The organism is Petrotoga halophila DSM 16923, from assembly GCF_002924615.1.
This window is the reverse complement of sequence record NZ_JALY01000221.1, coordinates 1-4,129: the sequence shown is the minus strand read 5'-3', so window position 1 is coordinate 4,129 and position 4,129 is coordinate 1. Positions and strand designations below refer to the sequence as shown.

The following is a 4,129-nucleotide window of genomic DNA, read 5'->3' as shown; positions in this document are numbered from 1 at the left end:
CATTAGCAAGATTTTCAAGCTCAGGAGTAACTTCTTCAACAATATTGATCAGTGATTTCGGGTTACCTAAATCTTTCAACAATCCTGGAATATCTGAGAGAATGATCGATAAGTCTGCTTCCAACAAACTTGCTACTTGAGCAGATAAAACATCATTATCTCCGAATTTGATTTCATCTGTCGTTATTGTATCGTTTTCATTTACAATAGGTATCACATCATTTTCTAAAAGTGCATTCATGGTATTGTATGCATTTAAATAACGCTGACGATTAGAAAAATCGTCAGCCGTTAAAAGTATTTGTGCCACTTTAATATTTTTAACTGCAAAAAGATCACGATATTTGGAGATCAATACACCTTGGCCAACAGCTGCACAAGCCTGTTTTTCAGAAACAGAATAAGGTTTGTAACGGTAACCTAACACACTTTTGCCAGCAGCTATAGCTCCTGATGAAACAATAATTATATCTTTCTTTCTTTTAAACTTTAAGTCAGTCACTTGCTCGACGATTTTATTCATCTTACCAACATTTATTCCGTTCTCATCAGCTATTGAGCTGCTACCAACCTTTATAACTATCTTATTGATTGTATTTTTCAAAAAAAATCACCAACCATTCAGCCCAAAAATGAAATAATTTTATTTTTCATAGACTCTATGTTACCTTTTCCACCTAAATCCGGTGTTAAACTATCTATATCTTTAACCGTTGCAGAAATAGCATTTTCAAGTTTTTTTGCTAACTCGTTCAGTTTTAAATAATCTAACAACATAATGGATGAGCTTAATAAAGCGATCGGGTTTGCTATACCTTTATTGGCTATATCCGGAGCACTTCCATGGACCGCTTCAAAGATCGCAGCATCCTCGCCAATATTAGCAGCTGGAGCAAGGCCCAATCCTCCTATCAAACCTGCGGCTAAATCGGAAAGGATATCTCCGTACAAATTAGGAGCAACAATTACATCATATTTTTCGGGATTCAATACCAACTGCATAGACATATTGTCAACGATCTTTTCTTCGTACTCTATTTCAGGATATTCGCTTGCAACTTTTCTAATAGATTCTAAAAATAAGCCATCTGTAATCTTTAGAATGTTTGCTTTATGAACAGCTGTAACTTTCTTTCTTTTGTTTTCTTTTGCATATTTAAATACAAAATATGCAATATTTTCGCTTGCATTTTTTGTTATCACTCTAACGGCACAAGCTGTATCGTCAATCTTGTATTCAATCCCTTTATACAAACCTTCGGTATTTTCTCTCACTACAACCAAATCGACATTATTGTACTTACTATTGAGACCTTCTAAACTTTTAATTGGTCTTAAGTTTGCATACAGATTCAACCTTTCTCTTAGTGTAACATTCACACTTCTAAATCCTTTACCTATTGGCGTAGTTATCGGACCTTTCAAGGCTACTTTATTTTTCTTAATCGAATCTATCACATAATCAGGCAGTGGAGTTCCATATTTCTCAATTACCTTCTCCCCTGCTTCTACTAAATCCCAGCTAATAGGGACGTTCATATGTTCAAAAATCTCTACAACTACAGAGGTTATTTCTGGACCTATTCCATCACCCGGAATTAAAGTAACTGTATACATAAAATCACCTACTAATTGATTAATTCTAAGGTACCGTATTTTTTGTAATAATTAACCAAACCCCCACTTTGTAAAATCTTTAACATCACTTTGGGGAGAGATTTAATCTTCAAAACTTCATCTTTGGTAAAATTCTTAACTACACCTTTTTCTAGATCAACAGTCAATAAATCACCTTCATCTATATTATTAGTGGTAACTTCAACCAAAGGTAACCCAATATTTATGGAATTTCTATAAAATATTCGGGCGAAAGAAGTTGCTATTACAGCACTGATACCAGCGTGTTTTATCACTAAAGGCGCTTGCTCTCTAGAAGAACCACAACCAAAATTTTCTCCTGCAACTATGAAATCACCTTTTTTTATATCATTATAAAAATTTGGCCTTAGATCCTCCATCAAATGAACAGATAATTCGTCCATATCGATGGTACTGAATTTGTATTTTCCGGAGATAATATAGTCGGTGTTTACATCGTCACCAAATTTATGTGAATAACCTTTTAATTCCATTATTTATCCTCCCGTTCAAAAAATTAATTGTCACAAATATTTACGCGGATCCGCTATTTTACCCTCTATACAAGAAGCTGCCACTGTGGCAGGTGATCCCAAATAGATGAAAGCTTTGTTGTTCCCCATTCTTCCTTTGAAATTTCTATTCGCGGAAGAAATTACATTCTCTCCATCAGAAGGTACTCCATTGTGTGTACCGACACAAGGCCCACAGCCTGGGGCAACTACCGTCGCTCCTGCTTGAATTAAAGTTTGAATTATTCCCTCATTCATAGCTTTTAATAAAGTATCTTTAGATGCAGGAGCCACAATAAGTCTAACACCCTTATGGATTCTCTTGCCTTTTAAGATATTCGCAGCTATTCTTAGATCTTCAATTCTTCCGTTAGTGCACGTACCTAACAAACCTTGATGTATAGGAATACCTTCAACTTCACTAATTGGACTAACATTATCAACGGCATGGGGTTTGGCAATTTGAGGTTCTAAATCGCTGACATCAAATTTATATATTTCTTCATAATTTGCACCTTCATCTGGTTCGTAACTTTTAAATGGTTTATCAGTTCTTTCCTTTACCCAATTTTCAGCTTTTTCATCAAGTTTTATCAAACCGACTTTGGCTCCCATTTCCACTGACATATTAGAAATGGTAAATCTTGCCTCAACCGATAAATTATCAATAACTGGGCCCTCAAACTCTACAGCCTTGTAAGTTGCTCCATTGGCGGTCAGATTCTTTATAATATACAACGCAACATCCTTAGAATAAACACCTGTTGGCAGAGAACCTTCTAAAACAATTTTTACACTTTGTGGTACCTTAAACCATAACTTACCACTCGCCATAGCAATAGCCAAATCTGTTGAACCGACACCCGTTGAGAAACAATTAATAGCCCCATAAGTACACGTGTGAGAATCAGCCCCTATTACGATCTGTCCAGGTAAGGCATGGCCTTTTTCAGGAATTAATTGATGACATATACCCTCACCGATATCGTAAAACTTCGTACCGTAATTGCTACTAAAATCTCTCATCAACTTATGTAAGGCAGAGACTTTTTCACTTGGACTGGGTGCATTGTGGTCTATTACAAAAGCAACTTTTTCAGGATTCGCAACTTTTTTTGCTCCAACATTTTCAAACGTCTTAATAGCTAATGGAGTGGTTCCATCTTGCCCCATCATGAAATCAACATCAACTATCACTATTTCCCCTGCTTCCACATCTCTACCTAAATGATCACTGAATATCTTTTCAGATATTGTTTTGTAGGTTGACATCCTTTATCTTTTCCTCCCTCATTTCATTGTATAGATAGATTAACTCTTTATCGAATAGGCTTCTTTTAAGCTGAACAGATAGAGATCTTACCCTTTTTAAAATCTCTTCTGCTTGTTCTGGAGTTAGATCTATATCGTACTCTTTAAACTTTGCAACAATAGCGTTCCTCCCGGAATGTTTTCCAATAAGTATTTGTCTTTGTAATCCTACTTCTTCTGGGGAGAAAGATTCGTATGTTTTTGAGTCTTTTAATACACCGTCTGTATGAATGCCTGATTCGTGGGCAAAAACATTATGACCTACGATTGTTTTTGATAAAGGAAGCACCCTTCCTGAAGCCTTGGCAACATATTCACAAACTTCTTTTAGTAAATTAGTCTTTATTCCCAAATCATTTTTGTAAATGTATTTAAGAGCCATCACTACTTCCTCTAAAGCTGCATTCCCTGCCCTTTCACCTAATCCATTTACAGTAACACCTGCGTATTTAGCGCCTGCTTTTATTCCCGCTAACGTGTTTGCAGTAGCTAAGCCAAAATCGTTGTGGGTATGCATCTCAACATCGATACCAACTTCGTCTATTATTCTTCTGATATGTTCGTAGATAGAAAATGGTTCCATCATTCCAACGGTGTCACAGTATCTTAACCTATCTGCACCTGCTTCTTTAGCCTCTTTAGCAAACTTTATAAGAAAATCCATATCA

Annotated in this window: 5 protein-coding genes; all 5 read right to left on the bottom strand. The window is 35.9% G+C overall.

All coding sequences use genetic code 11. The features are described 5' to 3' along the window. A partial coding sequence (gene proB / locus AA81_RS10690; protein ID WP_103898971.1) for a glutamate 5-kinase occupies positions 1 to 604 on the bottom strand: 604 nt, incomplete at its 3' end. Between the two features lie 17 nt (positions 605 to 621). After that, a complete protein-coding gene (locus tag AA81_RS10685; protein ID WP_103077970.1) occupies positions 622 to 1,617 on the bottom strand; it encodes an isocitrate/isopropylmalate dehydrogenase family protein in 996 nt (331 codons plus the stop codon). An 11-nt stretch (positions 1,618 to 1,628) separates the two neighbouring features. After that, positions 1,629 to 2,132, bottom strand: coding sequence for a 3-isopropylmalate dehydratase small subunit (locus tag AA81_RS10680; RefSeq protein WP_103077969.1), 504 nt, complete (start codon positions 2,130 to 2,132; stop codon positions 1,629 to 1,631). A gap of 30 nt (positions 2,133 to 2,162) precedes the next feature. Next, positions 2,163 to 3,422 (bottom strand): 3-isopropylmalate dehydratase large subunit, encoded by a 1,260-nt coding sequence (locus AA81_RS10675; protein ID WP_103077968.1) that lies wholly within the window; start codon positions 3,420 to 3,422, stop codon positions 2,163 to 2,165. Beyond that, positions 3,397 to 4,129, bottom strand: a 733-nt coding sequence (locus AA81_RS10670; RefSeq protein ID WP_439331575.1) for a hydroxymethylglutaryl-CoA lyase-like TIM-barrel protein, incomplete at its 5' end; no start/stop codon positions are given. The genes AA81_RS10670 and AA81_RS10675, both read right to left, overlap by 26 nt.